The 21,609-nt window shown below is 32.8% G+C and carries 23 protein-coding genes and 1 tRNA gene; 3 read left to right on the top strand and 21 right to left on the bottom strand.

Going from position 1 to position 21,609, the window contains the following annotated elements; all coding sequences use genetic code 11:
* Positions 1–68: 68 nt before the first annotated feature.
* Genes ACT53I_RS06700 through mnmL form a run of 3 tightly spaced genes read left to right on the top strand, consistent with a single transcriptional unit; the run spans position 69 to position 2,891 of the window.
* Positions 69–1,415, top strand: coding sequence for a PDZ domain-containing protein (locus ACT53I_RS06700; RefSeq protein WP_476078989.1), 1,347 nt, complete (start codon positions 69–71; stop codon positions 1,413–1,415).
* Entirely contained in the window at positions 1,415–1,912 is a 498-nt protein-coding gene (locus ACT53I_RS06705; RefSeq protein WP_476078990.1) for a hypothetical protein, read from the top strand. The genes ACT53I_RS06700 and ACT53I_RS06705 overlap by 1 nt, the downstream gene beginning before the upstream one ends.
* A 31-nt stretch (positions 1,913–1,943) precedes the next feature.
* Positions 1,944–2,891 carry a tRNA modification radical SAM protein MnmL/YtqA gene (gene mnmL / locus ACT53I_RS06710; protein WP_476078991.1) on the top strand — a complete coding sequence of 316 codons (948 nt, stop codon included), beginning with the start codon at positions 1,944–1,946 and terminating at the stop codon, positions 2,889–2,891.
* Positions 2,892–2,912: 21 nt separating this feature from the next.
* Here mnmL and ACT53I_RS06715 read toward each other — a convergent pair whose 3' ends face one another.
* The 21 genes from ACT53I_RS06715 to ACT53I_RS06815 all read right to left on the bottom strand — a co-directional run bounded on the left by ACT53I_RS06715 (position 2,913) and on the right by ACT53I_RS06815 (position 21,418).
* Complete coding sequence (locus ACT53I_RS06715) at positions 2,913–3,296, bottom strand: acyl-CoA thioesterase (protein WP_476078992.1); 384 nt, start codon at positions 3,294–3,296, stop codon at positions 2,913–2,915.
* Between the two features lie 62 nt (positions 3,297–3,358).
* Positions 3,359–4,027 carry a hypothetical protein gene (locus ACT53I_RS06720; protein WP_476078993.1) on the bottom strand — a complete coding sequence of 223 codons (669 nt, stop codon included), beginning with the start codon at positions 4,025–4,027 and terminating at the stop codon, positions 3,359–3,361.
* Between the two features lie 134 nt (positions 4,028–4,161).
* A tRNA-Asp gene (locus ACT53I_RS06725) sits at positions 4,162–4,235 on the bottom strand.
* Between the two features lie 127 nt (positions 4,236–4,362).
* Positions 4,363–4,680 carry a thioredoxin gene (gene trxA, locus ACT53I_RS06730; protein ID WP_069797670.1) on the bottom strand — a complete coding sequence of 106 codons (318 nt, stop codon included), beginning with the start codon at positions 4,678–4,680 and terminating at the stop codon, positions 4,363–4,365.
* Positions 4,681–4,786: 106 nt separating this feature from the next.
* Complete coding sequence (locus ACT53I_RS06735; protein ID WP_476078994.1) at positions 4,787–5,929, bottom strand: cysteine desulfurase family protein; 1,143 nt, start codon at positions 5,927–5,929, stop codon at positions 4,787–4,789.
* A gap of 72 nt (positions 5,930–6,001) precedes the next feature.
* On the bottom strand, positions 6,002–6,589 hold the full coding sequence (locus tag ACT53I_RS06740; protein WP_476078995.1) for an HAD family hydrolase: 588 nt from the start codon (positions 6,587–6,589) through the stop codon (positions 6,002–6,004).
* A 76-nt stretch (positions 6,590–6,665) separates the two neighbouring features.
* Positions 6,666–7,298 (bottom strand): hypothetical protein, encoded by a 633-nt coding sequence (locus ACT53I_RS06745; protein WP_476078996.1) that lies wholly within the window; start codon positions 7,296–7,298, stop codon positions 6,666–6,668.
* The gene (locus tag ACT53I_RS06750) at positions 7,299–8,024 is read right to left on the bottom strand and encodes an SDR family NAD(P)-dependent oxidoreductase (protein ID WP_476078997.1); all 726 of its coding nucleotides are present in this window, start codon (positions 8,022–8,024) and stop codon (positions 7,299–7,301) included.
* Positions 8,025–8,060: 36 nt separating this feature from the next.
* Positions 8,061–9,377, bottom strand: coding sequence for an FAD-binding oxidoreductase (locus ACT53I_RS06755; RefSeq protein ID WP_476078998.1), 1,317 nt, complete (start codon positions 9,375–9,377; stop codon positions 8,061–8,063).
* Complete coding sequence (locus ACT53I_RS06760) at positions 9,374–10,261, bottom strand: decaprenyl-phosphate phosphoribosyltransferase (RefSeq protein WP_476078999.1); 888 nt, start codon at positions 10,259–10,261, stop codon at positions 9,374–9,376. Before ACT53I_RS06760 ends, ACT53I_RS06755 begins: the two co-directional genes overlap by 4 nt.
* Positions 10,262–10,353: 92 nt before the next feature.
* Positions 10,354–11,049 (bottom strand): YiaD family glycine zipper/OmpA-like lipoprotein, encoded by a 696-nt coding sequence (locus ACT53I_RS06765; RefSeq protein WP_476079000.1) that lies wholly within the window; start codon positions 11,047–11,049, stop codon positions 10,354–10,356.
* Positions 11,050–11,071: 22 nt separating this feature from the next.
* Entirely contained in the window at positions 11,072–11,566 is a 495-nt protein-coding gene (locus tag ACT53I_RS06770) for a hypothetical protein (protein ID WP_461376483.1), read from the bottom strand.
* Between the two features lie 153 nt (positions 11,567–11,719).
* Positions 11,720–13,414, bottom strand: coding sequence for a S8 family serine peptidase (locus tag ACT53I_RS06775; RefSeq protein WP_476079001.1), 1,695 nt, complete (start codon positions 13,412–13,414; stop codon positions 11,720–11,722).
* Positions 13,414–14,046 carry a WbqC family protein gene (locus tag ACT53I_RS06780; protein ID WP_476079002.1) on the bottom strand — a complete coding sequence of 211 codons (633 nt, stop codon included), beginning with the start codon at positions 14,044–14,046 and terminating at the stop codon, positions 13,414–13,416. Before ACT53I_RS06780 ends, ACT53I_RS06775 begins: the two co-directional genes overlap by 1 nt.
* Before the next feature lie 111 nt (positions 14,047–14,157).
* Entirely contained in the window at positions 14,158–15,813 is a 1,656-nt protein-coding gene (gene lepB, locus ACT53I_RS06785) for a signal peptidase I (protein WP_476079003.1), read from the bottom strand.
* Positions 15,814–15,893: 80 nt separating this feature from the next.
* Complete coding sequence (dapB, locus tag ACT53I_RS06790) at positions 15,894–16,595, bottom strand: 4-hydroxy-tetrahydrodipicolinate reductase (protein WP_476079004.1); 702 nt, start codon at positions 16,593–16,595, stop codon at positions 15,894–15,896.
* 11 nt (positions 16,596–16,606) lie between these two features.
* Complete coding sequence (locus tag ACT53I_RS06795) at positions 16,607–17,191, bottom strand: DUF5683 domain-containing protein (protein ID WP_069797647.1); 585 nt, start codon at positions 17,189–17,191, stop codon at positions 16,607–16,609.
* Positions 17,191–18,078, bottom strand: coding sequence for a ParB/RepB/Spo0J family partition protein (locus ACT53I_RS06800; protein WP_476079005.1), 888 nt, complete (start codon positions 18,076–18,078; stop codon positions 17,191–17,193). Before ACT53I_RS06800 ends, ACT53I_RS06795 begins: the two co-directional genes overlap by 1 nt.
* Positions 18,079–18,138: 60 nt before the next feature.
* A complete protein-coding gene (locus ACT53I_RS06805; protein WP_104793450.1) occupies positions 18,139–18,912 on the bottom strand; it encodes a ParA family protein in 774 nt (257 codons plus the stop codon).
* Positions 18,913–19,102: 190 nt separating this feature from the next.
* The gene (locus tag ACT53I_RS06810) at positions 19,103–19,927 is read right to left on the bottom strand and encodes an energy transducer TonB (protein WP_476079006.1); all 825 of its coding nucleotides are present in this window, start codon (positions 19,925–19,927) and stop codon (positions 19,103–19,105) included.
* A 204-nt stretch (positions 19,928–20,131) separates the two neighbouring features.
* On the bottom strand, positions 20,132–21,418 hold the full coding sequence (locus ACT53I_RS06815) for an adenylosuccinate synthase (protein ID WP_069797639.1): 1,287 nt from the start codon (positions 21,416–21,418) through the stop codon (positions 20,132–20,134).
* Positions 21,419–21,609 lie beyond the last annotated feature (191 nt).

The raw sequence follows: 21,609 nt of genomic DNA on the forward strand, positions 1-21,609 counted from the left end.
GAGGAGTTTTTTTATGTATCTGCAAAATATTTTGAATTTTATTAAAATATTCTTTGTAATTTCAGACTATGAAAATCTTATCTTTTCTTTTTCTGATTTTTTCTTTATCCATCAATGCTCAAGATGGCTTTCAGATATTAGAGGATAAGAAAAAGGTAAACATTCCTTTTCGGCAAATCAATAATTTAGTTTTTCTGGATTTAAAAGTCAATAATGTAGACCTTACTTTTTTGTTAGACACTGGCGTTTCCGAAACTTTACTTTTTAGCTTAGAAAATAAAGAAGTTATCTTCGAAAATGTTGAAAAAATAAGATTTACAGGACTTGGCGGAAGCAATTATATAGAAGGCATAAAATCTACTAAAAACAAAGTAGAAGTCAATAAAACTTTAGTGGATTTCAGTCACGAAATTTACATCATCTTAGACGAAGACTTCAACTTCTCTTCTCACGTAGGAATCCCCGTAAATGGCATTATCGGTTATCATTTTTTTAAAAATAATCCTTTAAAAATAGATTTCGAAAGGCATATTATTACAGTTTACAATAGAAAATATTATTCTGAGAAAACTTTCAGAAAATTTGAGAAACTACCTATAAGTGTAGAATCCCAAAAACCGTATCACATTGCCGAAGTACAGCAAACCAAGGAGTTTTTCCCCGCAAAAATGCTCATTGACTTAGGAAATAGTGATGCAATGTGGCTTTTCCCAAATAGAATTCCAAATTTCAACTATAATAGACCTAATATAGATGATTTTCTCGGAAGAGGATTTAATGGAGACATCTATGGAAAACGCAGTAGAATCCACGCGCTGAAACTTGGAAATAATATTCTAAATGAACCTATCGTAGCAATGCCGAGCGAAGAATCGGTAAAATCTATGAATTTCGTAAAAGAAAGAATTGGTTCTATCGGCGCAGATGTTTTAAAAAGATTTACTATTGGTTTCGACTATAAAAATGGCTTATTTTTCATCAAAAAAACCAAATCCATCAAAGAACCTTTCAGATTTAACATGAGCGGTTTAGATATCAAACATGATGGCATGAAATGGGAAAAAGATTTGGTAAAAGTTGAACTTCCAAAACTTCCAGAATCTACAAATAACGACAGAGGAACCACAATAAGAATTCAAGACGCGAGTGAATTTCAATACAAATTTGTATTAAAACCAGAATATTCTGTAGCTGGAGTTAGAGAAAACTCACCAGGATTTTTAGCAGATATCAAAAAAGGAGACAAACTTCTAGAAATCAATGGTAAAAAGACTTCTGACATGACGCTACAAGAAATCAACGAAGCTTTTATTACAGAAGAAAATAGAGTGATAAAAATTAAATTAATCAGAAATTCTGTAACTTTAATCAAAGAATTTGTGCTAAAAGACCCTATTCCTTATCAAGAAAATTAATGGATAAAAAACTCAATACCATCAGAACCAGACCTCGATTCAAATTAGAAACTGATTTGAGTAAAGAGGATTTTGAATTGAATTTAAAAAGAGAACTTCAAAAAAATACTGAAATCCAAGGAAATATCAATAAAGAAGTGGCTTCTATTTGGGTAAAAACCGCTCATAATGAATTTTGGAAACCTTATCTTTCACTCAGAGTAGAAAACGAAGATGAAAAAACCTTTATCAGAGGAATTTTTGGACCAAGTGCAGCCGTTTGGACTTTTTTTATGTTCCTTTACTTCATTTTCTCTATTATTTTCATGGTTTTTATCACCATTTGGTTTGTAACGAAACAAATTAATAGCCAAGATTTTCCTTGGGCAATTTATCTTTCTATCTTTGCATTGGTTTTATTATTGCTTACTTTTTTGGCCACAAAAATCGGGCAGAAAAAAGCAAAAACCGAAATGGAACAACTCAAAAATTTTGCAGAAAATTCCATTCTTAAATGACAGAAAAACCTAGCATTAATTTCATTTTAAAATGTCTATCAAAACGCTTGCTTACGGAGAAAAAAACTATAATTATTACAGTGCCTACCTCAGAGAAAAATATCACGGAAAGCGCGTGTACAAAGTCATTGTAGACGGTGGTTTTACTTGTCCGAATAGAGATGGCTCCAAAGGTTATGGCGGTTGTACCTATTGTAATACAGATTCTTTTACTCCTGCTTCTAGAAATCTAGATTCTATTCGTGAACAGGTTTTACATGGCATGGAAAACGCTACTCAAAATTATAAAGCAGAAAAATTTATCATTTATTTCCAGCCTAATTCTAATACTTATGCGCCAGTTGATGAACTCAAATTAATGTACGATGAAGCATTGAAAATAAATTCAGAAAACATTGTAGGTCTATCCGTAGGAACACGCCCCGATTGTTTAGATGCAGAGATTATAACACTTCTAGAAAGTTACAAAAACAAAGGGTTAGAAGTAGATATAGAACTGGGAATAGAATCTATTTACAATGAAACTTTGCAAAATCTTAATCGTGGTTGTACTCATGAAGATTTCATTTCTGCTATGAAACTTTTAGAAAATTCTTCGTTAGATGTTTGCGTTCACACCATTTTGGGATTACCTGGCGAAACTCGAGAAATGATTGTAAAATATGGAGATGAAATCAACAAGTTTGAGAAAATTAATTTTGTGAAGTTTCATCACTTACACATCGTAAAAGGTTCTATTATGGGCGTGAAATACAAAAGAGAACCTTTCCCGCTCTTCACTTTGGAAGAATACACTGACATTCTTTGTGAAATCCTGCCAAAATTAAGGCCAGACATCGTTATACAGCGACTTTTTGCTTTATCTGATGTTGATATGCTCATCGCACCAAAATGGGGCTTAAAAAAGTCTCAAATTCAAAATTACATTGATGCGGAGTTGGAGAAAAGAAACATCATTCAAGGAAGTGAGTATAGATAAGAAATGAGCGTTTAGAAATTTCTATATTTTTTCTAACCAATCATCTTGAACTCTTTTAATTTTTAAATTCTGACTATCCATCAGAATCCAAAGCGTTCTAGAATCTACCACCAATTCTTCACCTCTGTAAAACTCTACTTTTCTAGGCTGTCTTATTCCTTCTGGTTTTTCAGGATATGTTTTCAGTGTAAGCACTTCACCTTTAAAAACCTGCTTCTTATACTGGATATGATGGTCAGAAAGCACCCAAAAATCATCTGAATAAGGCGTACTATTTTTTAAAATATCCCAATGTTCTTTTGCCATTTCTTCTACCCAATGTACATACTGAACATTATTCACATGATTATTTTGGTCTAAATGCTCGTCACTTACTACAATTTCTTTGATGTGAACCAGTTTCATTTTAAAATTTTTATAAAATTATCAACTTATTTCTTCTTAAAAGATAAACTGAGAAAACTTTTTTAGAATAATGCAGTTGATACGAAAAGTCCAAAATTATTTTGGTTAAACTTTTGTGGTCCAAAATATTCAAAATTACTGGCTAAACCAAAAGAAATCTCGTTGTAATTAACGCCAGCTCTTAATCTAAGATAGCTTCTCGTGTGAGGATTACCTTCATTGGTAATTGCAGCATACATCGCCTGAATTTTAGAATAAAATCTCCAATTTTCTGAAAGTTTTGGTTTATACTCTCCCATTAAAAAAGCCTCCATTTCTCCATTATCATCTATATAGTAACGCGGATTAAATACAATTACATAATCTGGAGAGCCTTTAGAATAAATCACTCCTACTGCTGGTCTGATATCTACACCTGTAGCCATGTGAAAACCGCCCATTACGTTGAAATTTTTCATCAATTCATAGGTGATGTTCCCTTGAACCATAAAACCGTCAGTATCGTCTTTATCCCAAGTTCCAATGATATCACTTACTGCAAATATTCCAAATTTAGGAGCAGTTGTCAATTTTTTCTGAAAATTAGTTTGAAATCCTAAAGCTTTGTCTCCAAAAACAGTTTCTATAATTACAGGAGGATTTTTCACCTCTACAGTAGCCGTTTCTTGAGCTTTTAAAATTGAAATTGATGTAAATAAAGAAGCTATAGATAAAAATAGTTTAGTGGTCATGATCAAAATTAAATTTTTCTAGTCTGATTTTAGTATTGTAATCACTTAGATTAAAAAAAATATAAGTCTTAAAAAAACAAAAACCCTTTAAATTTTCATTTAAAGGGTTTCATTAGATTTTCCATTTCTGCTTGCGATCCGGACGGGACTCGAACCCGCGACCTCCGCCGTGACAGGGCGGCATTCTAACCAACTGAACTACCGGATCTTTTAATTAAAGAACATTGCTCTTTTTTCGTGATGGCAAAATTACAACTTTTCTTGAATACTGCAAATATTTTTATAAAAAAAATGCTCTCCAAAACGGAAAGCATTCATTTTCAACTATATTATTTTTACAAGTATGCATTTAATTTCTCTGCAATAGCCGCTTTAGGAGCTACTCCTACGAATTTATCTACTACTTCTCCGTTCTTAAAAATCAAAACAGTAGGGATATTTCTGATTCCGTAATCCATAGATACTTGTTGATTATTATCTACATCTACTTTTCCTACAATCGCTTTTCCTTGGAAATCATCATGAAGTTCTTCAATGATTGGCCCAAGCATTCTACATGGTCCACACCAAGCTGCCCAAAAATCTACTAATACTGGTTTATCTGAATTTAATACCAATTCTTGAAAGTTGCTGTCTGTTAATTCTACTGCCATAATTCTTTAATATTTGTTTCTAATTATTTATTGATTTCAGGTTACAAATTTACAATATTCTTGCCAAATTTTTAAAAGTATTGTCTATGCGAACCATTATCTTTTTCTATAATCGCAAGATTTCCACCAATGCATTAACTAAAGCATCTATTTCTTCTTTTGTGGTTTTATGAGAAAAAGATATTCTAAGCGGAGTGGTGTTTTGCTGAGTTTCTTCACTTAAAATTTTAGAAAGTACAGATGATGGTTTTGCTGCTCCTGAACTACATGCACTTCCTTGTGAAACTGCAATTCCTTTCATGTCCAATTGTAACCCAATCAACGGATTTTGTGAAGGCAAAGAAACACTTAAAACCGTATAAAGACTCTTATCCCTTTCTGCACTTCTTCCATTAAAAAGAATTCCGGGAATTTTTTCTGAAAGTCTTTGGATGGCGTAATCCTTGATTTCTTGAATATGAGAAGAGAATTTTTCTAAATTATCCGTTGCAATTTCAAATGCTTTCCCTAGTCCCGCAATCCCTACCACGTTTTCTGTTCCAGCTCTTACATTTCTCTCTTGAGTTCCTCCATGAATTTGAGCTTTTAAGTGCGTAGATTTTCTGATGAAAGCAAAACCTGCACCTTTTGGTCCATGGAATTTGTGCGCACTACAACTCGCAAAATCTACCAAAGTTTTAGAAAAATCCAAAGGTAAATGTGCCATCGTTTGCACCGTATCCGAATGAAAATACGCTCCATTCTCTTTACAAATATTTGCAACTTTGTCAAGGTCTAAAAGATTGCCAATTTCATTATTGGCGTGCATTAAACTTACCAAAGTCTTTTTATCTGAAGACTTCAAAAGCTGCTGTAATTGCTCTATATCTACATCTCCTTTTTCATTGACATTAAGGTAAATCACTTCTACATTTTTAGAATTTTTGAGATTTTCTACAGATTCTGCTACACATTTATGTTCTAATTCTGTGGTAATGATTCTTTCGATTTTTAAATCTTCTACCGCAGATTTCAGAATTAAATTATTGGTTTCAGTTCCGCAAGAGGTGTAGATAATTTCTGCTGGGGAAACATGCAGTGCATTAGCTATTTTTCTACGGGTTTCTTCTAGAATCGTTTTGGCTTCTTGACCAAGGGTATGTGTAGAAGAAGGATTCCCGAAATTGTTTTTCATGACCACCACCATCGCATCAATCACTTCCTCTAAAAGTGGTGTAGTAGCCGCATTATCTAAATATATCTGTGTCATTTTTAGGAAATATTTGTGAGCATTAAGATAGAAAATCTTAATTTCTCAATTTTAGAATTTAACGCGACGAAATTAATGAAAAAATCTGTAATGAGATTCGTGCGCGAGAGAAAGCATAGGTAAATCTCCAGAAGTATCCCCAAAAGCGATGATTTTATCGTACTTTTTGCCTTCTATTTCTTTTTTAATTCGGTTTACTTTTTCTTTGCCATTATTATTTCGGGTTTTGAAATGCCCAGTGAAAATTCCGTTTTCGAAACGGGCTTCTGTTGCCAAAAATTTCATTCCCATTTTTTCGGCAAAAGGTTTCACCCAAATATCAAGAGAAGCGGTTATTAAGTAACTTTCTGTGTTTTCTTTATCAATGTTTTGTATAAATTCCAAGGCATTATCTCTGATGATTTTCGGATAAAATTTATCGAGAAACTCTTGAGAAACTCTATTGATTTTTTCTTCTCTTTCGCCTTTTAGAATAGAACTGATGAAACTTTTTTTCACTTTTTCTGCATTCGCCAAATGTAATTTCACCAAAACAAAAAGCGGAATGTGTTTCAGAAAATTCCAGAAATATTTTTTTTCATTATAAAAATGCAAGTACAAAAACATGGTGTCTTTGTATGTAAGTGTTCCATCAAAATCAAATAGATATAGTTTTTTCATTAAATTGTTATTAAACCATTAAGAATACATTAAATTCTTATGAAGCATCAAGTATTCACTGGCGAATTTAATAAATTTAGTTGTTAAAGAACAGAGCGTTTGATAATCCTGTAATCAAAACTAAAGCTAATATTAAAAACAAAAATGCAGAAATATTTTCAATAAAATATAGAATTCTTGGTAATTTACAATCTTCTAGTTTACCTTCGCCTGTTTTTAGTTTTCTTATTAATTTTAAAACCTCTTGATATTCATATTTATTCAAGGCATAAGTTTTAATAGACTTTCCGTTTTCTAAATCTATATACGTTTTAAACGAATTTGTAATATGAGTTCCTTCTGAAAAAAGAGTTCCAGAAGTTTTAACCTCTTTTGAAATTTGTCTAATTTGTTTTATATCATCAAACTTTATTTTTATTTTATATGGAAAAAAAAGATATGATAAAACTAAATGTTCATTAGTTAATGTTAAAATTTGAATTTTGAGTAAATAAAATAATGCACCCAAAATAATAACCAAAAAACCAATAATTATTGCTAAAAAAGAATAAAATTCTACTGTGTTGGAAATTTTAAAAACTCCATTATTTTGAGAAATAAATGAATTTAAAGCAATTTTTATCATTAAACCACAAAAAATAATTCCTATTACGAAAAATACATTCATAATAGAAATTGGATTTGATTTATACAATATTTTTTGTTTCAATTACAGTTTCAATTTCTTAAAAATAAACTCAGGAATATGAATGATGATGAGCATGATTAATCTCCAAATTGGCAAAACATAAACGATATTTTTTTGCTTTTTATAAGCTTTATAAATGCATTCTGCCGCTTGTTTTGGTGTTGCAGTAAGTTTTGGATTGAGTGGTAAACCTTCGGTCATTTTGGTTTCCATAAAACCTGGTTTTACCGTCATCACATGAACTTTTTTAGAAAAAAGATAATTTCTCAATCCACTTAAATAAGCGTTAAAAGCTGCTTTTGCGCTTCCGTAGATAAAATTGCTTTGTCTTCCTCTATCTCCAGCTACAGAGGAAAGCGCGATGATGTTTCCACTTCTTTTGCTTTCCATTTTTTTAGCAAAATAATTGATTACAGGAACCAATTTTGCATAATTAATGTCAATGATTTTCTCAGTGTTTTTATCATCATACAAACCATCTTCGGTTCCCAAACCTAAATAACCAGTGGCACAGAAAAGCAAATCTGAGTCTACATTTTCAAAAACAGAATAATTGACTTCTTGAGTCAAATCCAATTCTATGATTTCTGATGGCTGTAGAAATTTCACATCGATATGTTGCGCAAAACGTTCTGTGGTTTCTCGGCTAGAAGTAACCAGATAAATTTTAGGAAATTTTTCACCAGCAGTTAATGCTTTTTCTACAAATGCTTGTGCAACTTCTGATGTGGAACCAAGAATAATCATATGTAATGAATTAGTTATGAATGATTTAGTTTTTTATTAAGAACCTCTTTTTATTCTTTTGCTTTGCAGCGAAACAAATTTAGAATTGTCTACATTTTTCAGATAATTGGTGAGTGAAGGTTTACTCATGCTGTCTTTGGTCAAGTAAATTCTACCGCCAAATTCTTCTACAATTTTATCTAAATTATCTACCAATTGTCTTAATTCTCTATTGATTTTAAAATCTAAAGCGAGGGTATAACCTTCAAAAGGGAAAGAATTATACGCTTCTGGATTTCCTTTGCCAAAAAGTTTAAGAACTGCTAAAAACGAGCCTTGACCACTTCTACCAATGGTTTCTAGGATTTTTTTCATGCCTTCTTTTCCTTTTTCCTTTGGAATCACCATTTGATATTGAATAAAACCACCTTTTCCATAGATTTTATTCCAGTCATTAATCGCATCAAGAGGATAGAAAAAAGTTTCGTAGTCTATGAAATTTTTAACTACTTTCTGTCTTTGTTTATTGAAATATAAAAAGTTAAAAGCTCTTACAGAAAAACTATTCAATACAAAACTTGGAAAATAAAACGGAATGGTAGGACTGAATTTTTTCTTTAATCTCAATGGATTTTCTTGCCATTTTTGGGGCAACTCTGCTCTAAGCGCAAACTCACCTCTCATTAGAATACTTCTTCCGATGTTTTTACCTTTTTGCAAGCAATCTATCCAAGCTACGGTATAAGTCCAGTCTTCTGATTCTTCGAAAAGTTGGAAAATTTCGTCTAGATTTTCAGCTTTTATTGATTCTTGACGAATATAAGCCGATTCTATATTTTTGAGTTTAATTTTTGCAGAAAGAATAATTCCGGTAAGTCCCATTGCTCCAAAAGTAGCCCAAAATTTCTCTGCATTTTCTTCCCTAGAACAGGTAATGATTTCTCCATCTTCTACCATCATTTTAAACTCAATTACACATTCAGAAAATGCTCCTTCTGCGTGATGATTTTTACCATGAATATTTGATGCAATTGCTCCGCCAAGCGTAATAAACTTAGTTCCTGGTGTAATGGCCAAAAAGTAACCTTGAGGTACTGTAATTTCTAAAATTTCAGAAAGCAAAACTCCAGATTCGCACTCTAAAATGCCATTTAAACGGTCAAAACTGATGAATTTATTTAATTTCTTTGTAGAAAGCATGGCTTCAGCCAAGGCTGCATCTCCATAGCATCTGCCATTTCCATACGCAATAACTTCGTTATTTTGTTTTACAAATTCTCTGATTTTACTGTAGTCTTCTTCGGCTTTGAACAGTTTGTTTACTATGGGATGATTACCCCAAGTAGAAACATTTTTTACGAAATTTGGTTTCATTTTTTTAAATATATTAATAACAAAAATGCTATTAACCAAATGAGAATGGTTATTTGTATATATCTGTCTTTGTAGACAATTTTAGTAGGAGATTCGGTTTTATTATACACCAAAGTTTGTTGTAAATACCTTAAAAAAGCAAAAACAACAAACAAAACGGTATAAAAAACCCTTACCCCGAATCTTTCTTGAACTTCTGGAGTTAAGGTAAACATTAAGTAACAAACAATAGCCAATGTTACCGAAATAGAAAGGGCAATATCTGCAAATTGTACGTTATAGCCATCGAGAGCTTTTCTGGTTTTCCCAGAAATTTCGGCGTTTATTAACTCTCCTCTTCTTTTACCAATCGCTAAAACCAATGCCAAAACAAAGGTTAATAAAATAGCCCATTGTGAAACAACAATTCCTGTAGCATAACCTCCCGCTAAAACTCTGAGCACAAATCCTAACGCAATAATGCAAACATCTATTATGGCAACATGTTTTAGCTTAAAAGTATAAGCAATATTCATGAAGAAATAAGAGGCAATGATGATAGAAAATTTGGTGAAATTTTTATGAAAATAATCTCCACCAAAGAAAACCAATAAAACAACAGATAAAATTAGAAGTACAAAAATAATTTTAGCAGCGGTTTTAGAAATGGCACCACTTGCTAAAGGTCTATTACATTTCTCAGGATGTTTTTTGTCTGATTCTATGTCTGTATAATCGTTTAATATATAAATAGAACTAGCTGTAAATGAAAAAACTAAAAAAGCGAAAATACTTTTTAGCGTTAAATCCACATGTGTAACATTCCCCGAAAAGAAAAGTGGTGTAAAAACAAAAAGGTTTTTCACCCATTGTTCTACACGTAAAAGTTTTAAAAATTTTTTCATCAAAAGTTATTATACTATACAAATTTAAGAATAAAAAAATAAAAAATCGCCTTGTAAACAAGGCGATTTAAGTGGATTATGATTTATGTATGTTATTTGGCTTCTTGTTGAGCATCTTTAATCATTTCTTCATTAGCAGTAATGGCAAATTCGACTCTACGGTTTTTAGCTCTACCAGCATCTGTACTGTTGTCTGCTATTGGCTCTTTTTCACCAACTCCCATTGCAAACAATCTAGATTTTGCAACACCAAGAGAAACTAAATAATTCACTACTGCATTTGCTCTTCTTTCAGATAAGCTCTGATTGTATTCATCTGTTCCTCTAGAATCAGTATGTCCGTAAATATTGATATTGGTATCAGGATTGTTTTTAAGAACTTCTGCTAGTTTATTGAGGTTGGTTTTAGCAACTGAAGTAAGATTAGATGAATCAAAGTCAAAGTTTACCGTATTTTCTGATAATGTTACTTTAATTCCTTCATTTACTCTCACCACTTCTGCTCCTGGTAAAGCTTCTTTTATTTCTTTGGCTTGTTTATCCATTTTATTACCGATTACTCCACCAACTACTCCACCAACTACACCGCCTAAAACGGCACCTTGAGGAGCGTTACCGCCTTTTCCAACATTATTCCCGATTACAGCGCCTAAAACAGCACCTGCTGCAGTACCAATTACGGCACCTTTTTGAGTATTATTAGCATTCTGAATTGCTTCGCAGCTGGTTAACACCATTGCTGATGATAAAAATAATGCTGCTACGCTTGATTTATTGATAAGTTTCATAATTTTTTTTAATTTTAAAAAGTTATTTTTGTTCCATTCCTGTTCTTACAAAATTGTAGTATACTTTAATTACATTTCCTTCAAAAGGAACGCTTTGAACTAAGGTAAAGTTGTCTGTGTCTTGTTTTTCGATTTGTAAAATATAACCAGCCGTTACATTTTTAGCTTTAGTATCTGCTACTAATTTCTTGAATTTAAATTCATTATCTCTGGTTACTTCAAATTTAATAGGTTGAGTTACTGTAGGACAGTTTCCACCACCTTTTATGGTATACGCTCCAGAATAATTATTCGGGATAAGTCTCCAATGACTTCCTACAAAACACTGAGCATCTGCTCCTTCGTCAAAAGGCTTTATTTGATATCCTTTATCATAATTTACACTGGTAATTTCCCAATCACCTTTCATTTTTAAAAATTCTGCTCTAGAAGTTTGAGCACTTTCTGCTTTTTTCACAGAAGAGCAAGAAACGGCAAATAATGAGCCGAAAGCTAGAGTCAATAGTACTTTTTTCATCTTTTACTTAAATTTGGTTGTTATTTATGAATGTAAAGTTATGAAGTTAATTGTAAAAATTGTGCCAATATGATAATCTTATAAACTTTTCTTAAAATTCAACAAATAAAAAAGGCTGTATTATACAGCCTTTCAATTAATTAGTATGATGAATTATTTTTTTCTAACTACTTTTTTCTTTTTCACTACAGCTTTTTTCACTGGCTTTGCAGGAGCCGCTTTGTAGAAATGTGTGTAAGCGTATTGTGCCGCTTTGTATAAATCTATCACACCTCCAGATTCTGAAATCAAATCAAATCTATTGTTGGTATTGGTAGGCAACATTGCATTAACCTCAGACTTATTCACCGATTTTACTAGAGATTCTATTACTTGTTCTGGTTTCAAATTAGGCATATAAGCCAATAAAACTGCAGAAGCTCCCGCTACAACAGGCGAAGCCATAGAAGTTCCTTGTAAATATTCATATTTACCATCTGGAACGGTAGAATAAATTTTGTCACCAGGCGCAAAAACATTCACCATTTTTTGATTAAAATTAGAGAATCCTGCTCTTAAAAATTCATTATTATTGGTACTTGCACCTACTACAATCATATTATTGATGAAAGGTTTTTCGTCTTTAGTAGATTTAAAGTTTGTTGGGAAATAAGGGTTTTCTTGAATATCTTCATTCTCATTTCCAGCCGCTTTTACCAATAGTACGCCTTTATCTTTAGCATATTGAAAGGCTTCCCACACCAATTCTTTTTCAGGAGAAACCGCTTTCCCGAAGCTCATATTAATGACTTTAGCACCATTGTCTACCGCATAACGAATAGAGTTAGCCACGTCTTTATCACGCTCATCACCGTTTGGAACCGCTCTTACCGTCATAATTTTTGCCACTTTATAAGCAACTCCGTATTGCACTTCATTTCCTTGAGGATAACCTGCGATAATTCCCGCAACGTGAGTTCCGTGTTGTGCATCTGGACCTTCGTAATGGTTATTTCCGTAGAATTTCTCTTTTTTGTCTTGATAATTATCTCCTACAATTGCTCTAGGATCAAAATCTAAGTTATATTGTTTGGTAGCTTGAGGTTCGAAATATTCTAAAGCTCCTTTAATTTCTTTATTTAAAAATTCTTCTACTTCTGCTTGAGATTTCCCAACCATAGTAGGATCATTTACTACTTGACTTAAAATCGAAAGATTTCTCGCTTCTTCTTGTGTAGTTGGTTTTATAGCATCTAAATTTTCTTTAGTCAGCGTTTTCCCTTTTAAAGTAGCCGCTACACTAGGAATCACTTTTGCAAATTCTGAATAAAACTGAAACTGCTGTTTAGCTTCTACACTTTTTTTATTGTACATATCCTTTGCACGAAGATACATCTCAAATTCTGTAGGCATTTTTGCTTGATTGGCTTTATTCACTTCTGAACTCGCCCCTTCAAAAACAGGTTTGTATTGTTTTACAACTCTCGTTATTTCTAAATTGTCAACATCTACATCTCCATCTTTACCTCCGATAAAGTTCCAGCCGTAAACATCATCTATATAACCGTTCCCATCATCATCTTTACCATTATTAGGAACTTCGTTTACGTTTTTCCACATATTTTTTATTAAACCAGGATGGTCTACTTCTATCCCACTGTCTATTACCCCTACCACTACCGTTTTAGGTTTTAGACCTTTTGATTCAAAAAATTTATATGCGTTTTTTGTATTGACTCCGTAAACATTTGTTGTAGAAAAATCTTTGTGATACCAAGTCATCAAATCTTTATCATCAGTTTTGGCTTCTTGCGAAAAACCAAAGTTAAATCCTGCTAAAAATGCAGCTGCAATGATTATTCTTTTCATTATGATATATTTTGTATGGATTGAGTTACTTTTTTAATATACGTAGCAGATTCTGGGCCAATGTTACAAACCACGTCTAGTATTGATAAATCTTTGATAAATCCTAATTTATCACTAAACGTTTGGTAATATTCTGGCAAACTATACTCTGACTCTTTTTTGGCAGAAAAACGCTCTCTTAAATCTACTGCATCTGGTGTTTTTTCGAATTCCGTTGTGAGAGAATATTCTTTTTCAATTTTTAAAATTTGAAGAATGATTTTCAAAGCATTGAGATTAAATTCAATAAGAGAAGTAGGCTGTACCGAGAAAATCTGCTTCAACTTATCTTCATAATACTCGAAATATGGCGAACTTTGGTAAGCGATTTTAATAGATTTCCAGTGGAGTTTTTGCCAATCTTCGGCATAAGAAAGCTCTAAATCTTTCATCGCACGTTTTCCGTTATGATGAATTGGCAAAATGAGCGCCAATTTACCATTTGCACCGTAAATATTGCATCTGCTTCTGTAGGTTTGTTTCGGGAAATTCTCATGTTGCTCTAGAAGAATTTCGTTTTCGTCTTTTAAAAATTCTGCAAACCAAGAAACTGGTGGCAAATAAAATATAGGTAATACCGTTTTCATTTTCATTCTAAAATTGAGTGTCCAAAGTTAAAAAAATAAATGTGATTATATCAAAAAACCCTTTCTGCGTTTTGAACGCAAAAAGGGTATGTCAATATTTCAAATTTCTATAAAATTCTACTCTTCTTCTTTATTTTTCCCTTTGAAAAGTTTTACAAAAAATTCCCAACCGAAGAATAAGATTAAAATTGCAGCTGCAACCCACCAATAAGACGTTTTTTCTTTTTCGCCAGTGTTTGTTGCTTTAAACATACGTTCCCATCTTACTTTTTTAGGACCTTCGTCAAAAGTTCCTTGTAAACTAAGCCAAGTAAACATCGGGCTTCCTACAATATGCGTCTCTGGAACAAAACCGAAGAAACGAGCATCCAGAGAAGCGTCTCTGTTATCTCCCATCATAAAATAATAGTCTTGTTTTACGGTATATTTATCGGTTTGAGCACCATTGATATAGAATTTACCCCCTTTGAATTCTAAAATATTCCCTTCAAATTCTGTGATCAGTTTTTTATATTCTGGTAAATTTTCTTGATTAATTGTAATCACATCTCCTTTTTTAGGAATAGTGAGCGGTCCGTACCAATCTTGGTTCCAAGGTTTATTAATTGGGAAAATCGATTGAGAAATATCTACTTTTTTAGACATCAAAGCGTGACCTGTTCCATCGTTTACATATTGACCGTTTTCGTCTAAAACTGGATAGTAAGAAATTGCTCCTTTTCCTTTTTCGCCTAAAACTTCTTCAGCTTTTACAAATTCTGGAATGGCTTTAATTTGAGCCAACAAATCTTTAGTTAGCCCTTGAAACTGATAATAATGCAATCCGTCTTTGGTTTCACCTTCATCTGTAATCGGTAAATAGGCAAGATTTTTCCATAAATAATCGATGTCTATTTCTGAACGTGTATAAATAGTATATGAACGCTGAACTTCAGCATCTGCCATTTGAACTTCTGGTTTGCCATTGATGTATAAATTCCCAGCTCTCATTTCTACCACATCACCACCTACCGCTACACAACGTTTTACATAAGGATCTTTTCTATCTATCGCAGTGTGCACGGAATCTCCAGGATAATTGAAAACTACAATATCATTTTTCTTTGGTTTTTTGAATTCACCAATTCTAAAATATGGTAATTTAATAGCATCTACATAAGATTTTGGGTCGTTTTTAGGATTTCCATCTTTCTGGGTATCCATAATGGTTCCCTGCAAAAATGGCAAAGCAACTGGTCTCATTGGCATTCTGTAACCATAACTCCATTTGTTTACGAATAAGAAATCTCCTACCAATAAAGTTCTTTCCATAGAACCTGTAGGAATAGCAAATGGTTGGGTAACAAAAGCGTGAATAATCGTAGCAAAAACCACTGCAAAAGTAATCGAACCTAAGAAAGATTCCTTTTTAGCTTTCGGATCATCAACTGCAAATCTATCTACTTTATTCAACTGAAAATAAGACGAATACGCCAAATAAATAAAAGGAAGCAACGCTGTAAGAATTTGTTCTAACGCTGAAGTTCTTCCAAATTTCTTCATCAAAAACAAATGGAAAACAGTCATCATAATAGGTCCTACAATTGGCAAATAAGCCAAGATAATCCACCATTTTGGCTCCCCTACTTCTTTCTGAATGATGTAGTAATTATAAAAAGGAACAAAAGCTTCCCAGCCTTTGTAACCCATTTTTTGATATAATTTAAAAGACGAAAGTCCTAGTAAAACTGATAAAATCAGTATAAAAATAGAATATTGTAAGATGTAATCCATTTTCTATAATTAATATGTGATGTGTAATTAGTAATGTAATTCGTGATTTGTTACATTATGGCTCAAGGTTTAAACTCAGATTAAAGTCCTAAAACTTCTTTCATTCCAAAATTCCCTACTTTTCCCGGCAACCATTCTGCAGCAATTACTGCACCTAATGCAAAACCATTTCTATTGAAAGCAGTATGTTTTATTTCGATTTCATCTACTTCCGAACGATAATAAACGCTGTGTGTTCCTGGAACTTCTCCTTCTCTAATTGCCTCAATTCCTAGAGATTTCCCTTCAGTTTCATCTAATTTCCAAGAATTATAGTCAGAATGCTTGAAAATTCCTTCTGCAATAGAAATTGCAGTTCCACTTGGTGCATCTTTTTTGTGAACGTGGTGAATTTCTTCGAGCTGACAAGTATAATCATCACTGAATTTCTGCATCAGTTTCGCTAAATTTTCATTTAAAGCAAAGAAAAGATTCACTCCTAAACTAAAATTAGAACCATATAAGAATCCTGTTCCATTTTCTAAAGCTATTTTTTCGATGGCTGGTTTTTGTTCTAGCCAACCTGTAGTTCCACAAACTACTGGAATTTTATTTTCTAAACAGGTCTTTATATTGCTAAAAGCTACTTCTGGCTGCGAAAATTCTATCACTACATCTGGATTGTTCAGATTTTCTTTGGTAGGCGTTTCATTTAATCTTGCTACAACTTCATGTCCTCTTTTTGTGGCAATTTCATCAATGATTTTGCCCATTTTCCCGTAACCTACTAATGCTATTTTCATTTTTTTAATTTTTAAAATCTAAAACTCAAAGACAATCCAGCTTTACCATTTGCTACGCCTAAATCATCGTAAATAATGGTAGGTTTAATGGCTAAATCTGGGTCTTTCTTTTGGTCGTATAAGTGTGCATCTACTACCGCATCTACAATATTTAAAATGTATAAAACTCCGGTAATGGCGATGGCGTAATCTCTTTGTCTTTTGGCTCTGTCTTGTGTATTTCCTAGAACCGTAGCGTCTACATAAGGTAAATCATCAAACTCGTGAGGTTGACCATTTAACTCTGCTAAAAACGCAGTTCTATAACGGCGATATTGCTTATCATTATACACAATAATCCCTACTCCAGTTCCTACAGCTCCCCAAACAATTGGGATTTTCCAATATTTCTTGTTGTAATATTGACCAAGCCCCGGAAAAACAGCAGAATACAACCCTGCTTTTGTAGGATTGTATTTTTGAATGGTGCTCACGTTGGCTTTTTCTATTTCCTCAACTACCTGTTTTTCGGTTTTGATGGTGTCGAAAGGTTTAATTTCTTGAGAAAAAAACAACCCAAAGAACAACAATAATATGATGGAGTAAACTGCTCTCATTAATTAAAGTGTGAAAGGATTTTGTTCAGTTCATCTTCGTTATTGAAATCAAGGATGATTTTCCCTTTTTTTCCTTTGCCTGAAGATTTTATTTCTACCCCAACTTCTAAAACATCAGCTAATGATTTTTCTACTTTTCTTAAATGATTAGGAAGTTCTTTTTCAGTTTTTTGGATAGATTTTTTAGGATTTTTAAGTTCCGAAGCTGCTTTTTCGGCTTGTCTTACGTTTAATCCTTCTTTGATGATTCTTTTGAAAAGTTCTTGTTGAAGTTCGGAATCTTCTACACTGATGATTGCTCTACCATGGCCTGCAGAAATCTCGCCGCTTCTGATTGCATTTTGAATTTCAGGACTTAACCTCAACAAACGAATAGAATTCGTAATCGTACTTCTTTCTTTTCCTACTCTAGAACTTAAATTTTCTTGAGTAAGACCTATTTCTTCTAATAATCTTTGATAAGTAAGTGCTACTTCTATGGCATCTAAATCTTCACGCTGGATATTTTCTACCAAAGCCATTTCTAGCAATTCTTGGTCATTTACCAATCTTATGTAAGCAGGAATAGAAGTAAGACCCGCAATTTTAGAAGCTCTGTAACGTCTTTCCCCAGAGATAATTTCAAATTTATCACCATCTTTTCTTAAAGTGATAGGCTGAATTACTCCAAGATTTTTTATCGATTGAGCCAATTCATTAAGGGCAGTTTCATCAAAATAAGTTCTAGGCTGAGTTGCATTAGGATAAATATCTTCTAATGCTACTTCTACCATGTTTCCTACTAATTTTTCGGCTCCTGTATCTGTTGCAGAATTAATGTTACTTTTGCTTTCGGCACTTAAAATAGCACCCAAACCACGTCCCATTGCTCTTTTTTTGTCTTTCATATTGTATGATAAGTCATTAGTCATGAGAACAAACAAAATTTCTTCTCAATTCTAAAAATGTTATGCTTTTTGTAATTTTTCGTTTTTCAGAAGTACTTCTTCTGCCAATTGAATGTATTGAATTGCACCTTTGCTTTCGGCATCGTACATCAAGATGCTTTCTCCGAAACTTGGCGCTTCAGAAAGTCTTACATTTCTAGAAATTACCGTTTCGAAAACCATTTCTGGGAAATGCGTATTCACTTCTTCTACCACTTGGTTAGAAAGTCTTAATCTAGAATCGTACATGGTAAGTAATAAACCTTCGATGTCTAAATCATAATTGTGAATTTTCTGAACATTTTTCACGGTGTTCAATAATTTACCTAAACCTTCCAAGGCGAAATATTCACACTGAATTGGGATGATTACAGAATCTGCAGCAGTAAGTGCATTTACCGTAATAAGACCTAAACTTGGAGCACAATCGATGATGATGTAGTCATACTCAGATTTCACCTCTTCTAATGCTTTTTTGAGCATATATTCTCTCTTATCACGGTCTACTAACTCAATTTCCGCTGCTACCAAATCAATATGAGAAGGTACAAGGTCTAGATTTGGAGATGAAGTTTTCTGGATACAATCTTTCACATCTGCACTGTGCTCCAATAAATTATAGGTAGAAAAATTTACTTCTTCTATTCCTAAACCAGAGGTAGCATTAGCCTGTGGATCTGCATCAATTAATAAAACTTTTTTCTCTAAAACGCCAAGCGCAGCTGCTAAATTCACTGCAGTAGTGGTTTTACCTACGCCTCCTTTCTGATTGGCAACTCCAATAATTTTTCCCATAAAAATGAATTAGTTTCCAAAAATACAATAAATAGTCATTCGGTTGAATGTTAATAACTGTCAAAAATATTAAACTATTGTGAATTAATGGGTTAAAGCACAAAAAAATTATCCACAATTTTTAGAAAATGTGGATAATTAAATGAATTGCTATCGATAAGACAATGTAGAAATTAAATATTCTAAATGATTATTCGAACTGCATAGAAATAGGAAATCTAAAATAAGAACGAACGTTTTCGCCTTGAAATTTCGCAGGATTCCATTTTCCTTTAATTCCTTTTATTGTTTTTTCTGCTTCTTTATTAAAATCTGTATTTTCTCCAGAAACTTTAATATTAGAAATGGTTCCGTCTCTTTCTACCACGAAAGTCACCACTGCTTTAACCACTTCATCTGTTTCATTTTCAACAACACTAGAATCAAAATTTTGTAAAACTTTTGTTCTAAAAGCATTTACTCCACCGATGAAATCTGCTTCTACATCTACATCTCTTATGATGTCATTTGGATTAGGTTTAGTAGTTTCTTTTACAATTTCTTTTCCGTTTTCTGTTCCAGCAGTTACATGTTGATTAGGATTGGTAACGGCAACTCCCGGAGTTGTAGTCGTAGAAATTACGGCATCATCTACTTTTTGATTAATGGTTTCCTCTTTTACAGCGTCTCTAGTTGGAGTAGGCGGAGTTAAACTCTGCGTTTTTACCTGAACAGGAGCTTTCGGAGGAATAACTCTAGGTTCTGGTTTTTCTATTCTATCGTCTGGTCTATCTACATTTTTTAGATTGACAGGAACATAAATAGTTGTTTTTGCGGCTTTAGGCTTAAGTGTATTAATAAGTAATGGCGTCATTGCTAAAAGACCAAATAATCCAACTCCTATAAATAAAGCCTTTTTTAGAACGACATTAGCTTCGTTTCGTAGAGCATACGCTCCATATTCTTTGTTTCTCTTCTCGAAAACAACTTCGTTCAGCGCTTGATGCGGGTCATAAGTAAAGAAATTCTTGCTCATTGTGTGATTTTTTAGGTTAAACAAATTTCAAACACGATTATTAATTTTTTATCTTTTTGCAAAAAGTAATTAGAGTAATTCAATTACCTTGCCAAAAAATTATTTAAAATTCAATATTTTATTTGTTTCCAATGAAAATAACACAATTTCAAAATAAAAAATCACGCCAAAAGCGTGATTTTCAATATTTTATATAAATTACGATTAGAATAATTCTTTTCTTATAATATTTTGACTTCTTTCTGGACCTACTGAAACCAAGTATACATTAATTCCTAGATATTCCTCGATAAAACCAATGTATTTCTTAGCGTTTTCTGGCAATTCATCAAAAGTTCTAGCCGTGGTAATATCTTCTGTCCAACCTGGCAAATCGGTATAAATTGCTTCGTAATCGTATAATTTTGTAGTAGAAGAAGTGAAATAATCAATAATTTTTCCGTCTTCTGTTTTATAGTGAGTAGCGATTTTCAACGTATCAATTCCTGTAAGAACATCTAGTTTAGTAATCACCAAATTATTGATACCATTAATCATACAAGCGTGTTTAAGCGCTACTAAGTCTAACCAACCAGTTCTTCTTGGCCTTCCTGTAGTTGCTCCGTATTCATGACCAACTTTTCTGATGTGTTCTCCTAAATCATTGTCTAATTCCGTAGGAAAAGGACCATGACCAACTCTAGTAGTATACGCTTTGGAAACCCCAATTAAATTCTGTAAAGAAGTTGGCGGAACTCCTGCTCCTGTACAAACTCCACCTGTAGAAGGCGAAGAAGAAGTTACGTAAGGATAAGTACCGAAGTCTATATCAAGCATCAATGCTTGCGCTCCTTCGAAAAGGATATTTTTATTATCACGAATCGCTTCGTTTAATTCTAATTCTGTATCTACAATTCTGTCTTGAAGTTGCTTTCCAATTTCTAAAAATTCATTGTAAATTTCGTCAAAACTCATGGCTGGTTTTCCAAAATATTTTTCGAAAAGATTGTTTTTAATTTTAAGATTCTTTTCAATTTTTTCTTTCAAGACTTCTGGATTCAAGAGGTCAATCATTCTGATTCCTACTCTTGCAATTTTGTCTTCATAACAAGGTCCGATTCCTTTCTTGGTAGTTCCAATTTGCGTTCCACCCAATTCCTCTTCTCTGTAAGTATCCAGCATGATATGATAAGGCATAATTACATGCGCTCTTCTACTAATGAAGACATGGTCAGTTTTATAACCTTTGGCTTCTAATTGTCCTATTTCTCGTAAAAAAGCTTTAGGATTTACCACTACTCCATTCGCAATAATACATTTCCCCTTGCACTGTAAAACTCCAGAAGGAAGCAAGTGTAGCACAAACTTATCTTCGCCTACATAAACAGTGTGACCAGCATTGTCACCGCCTTGAAAACGAACTACATAATCTGATTTAGCTGAAAGAACATCGGTAATTTTTCCTTTACCTTCATCTCCAAATTGAAGACCAACAACAACGTAAGTTGACATAAATTTTTAGAATTTTTTATTAGATTTTTACAAAGGTAATTGTAAAAAACCGTATCGCCAAATTAAGTTTTCACGAATTTACAACCTGAAAAATTTCATTCCTTTTGATAGCCGCTTTCCGTGAATATTCCTTAAATTTATGCCGCCATTTTTTGAGTTAAAGAAATTTAGCCCTAAAATTGCTTTCATTA

It is taken from the genome of Cloacibacterium sp. DMC96 (assembly GCF_056313765.1).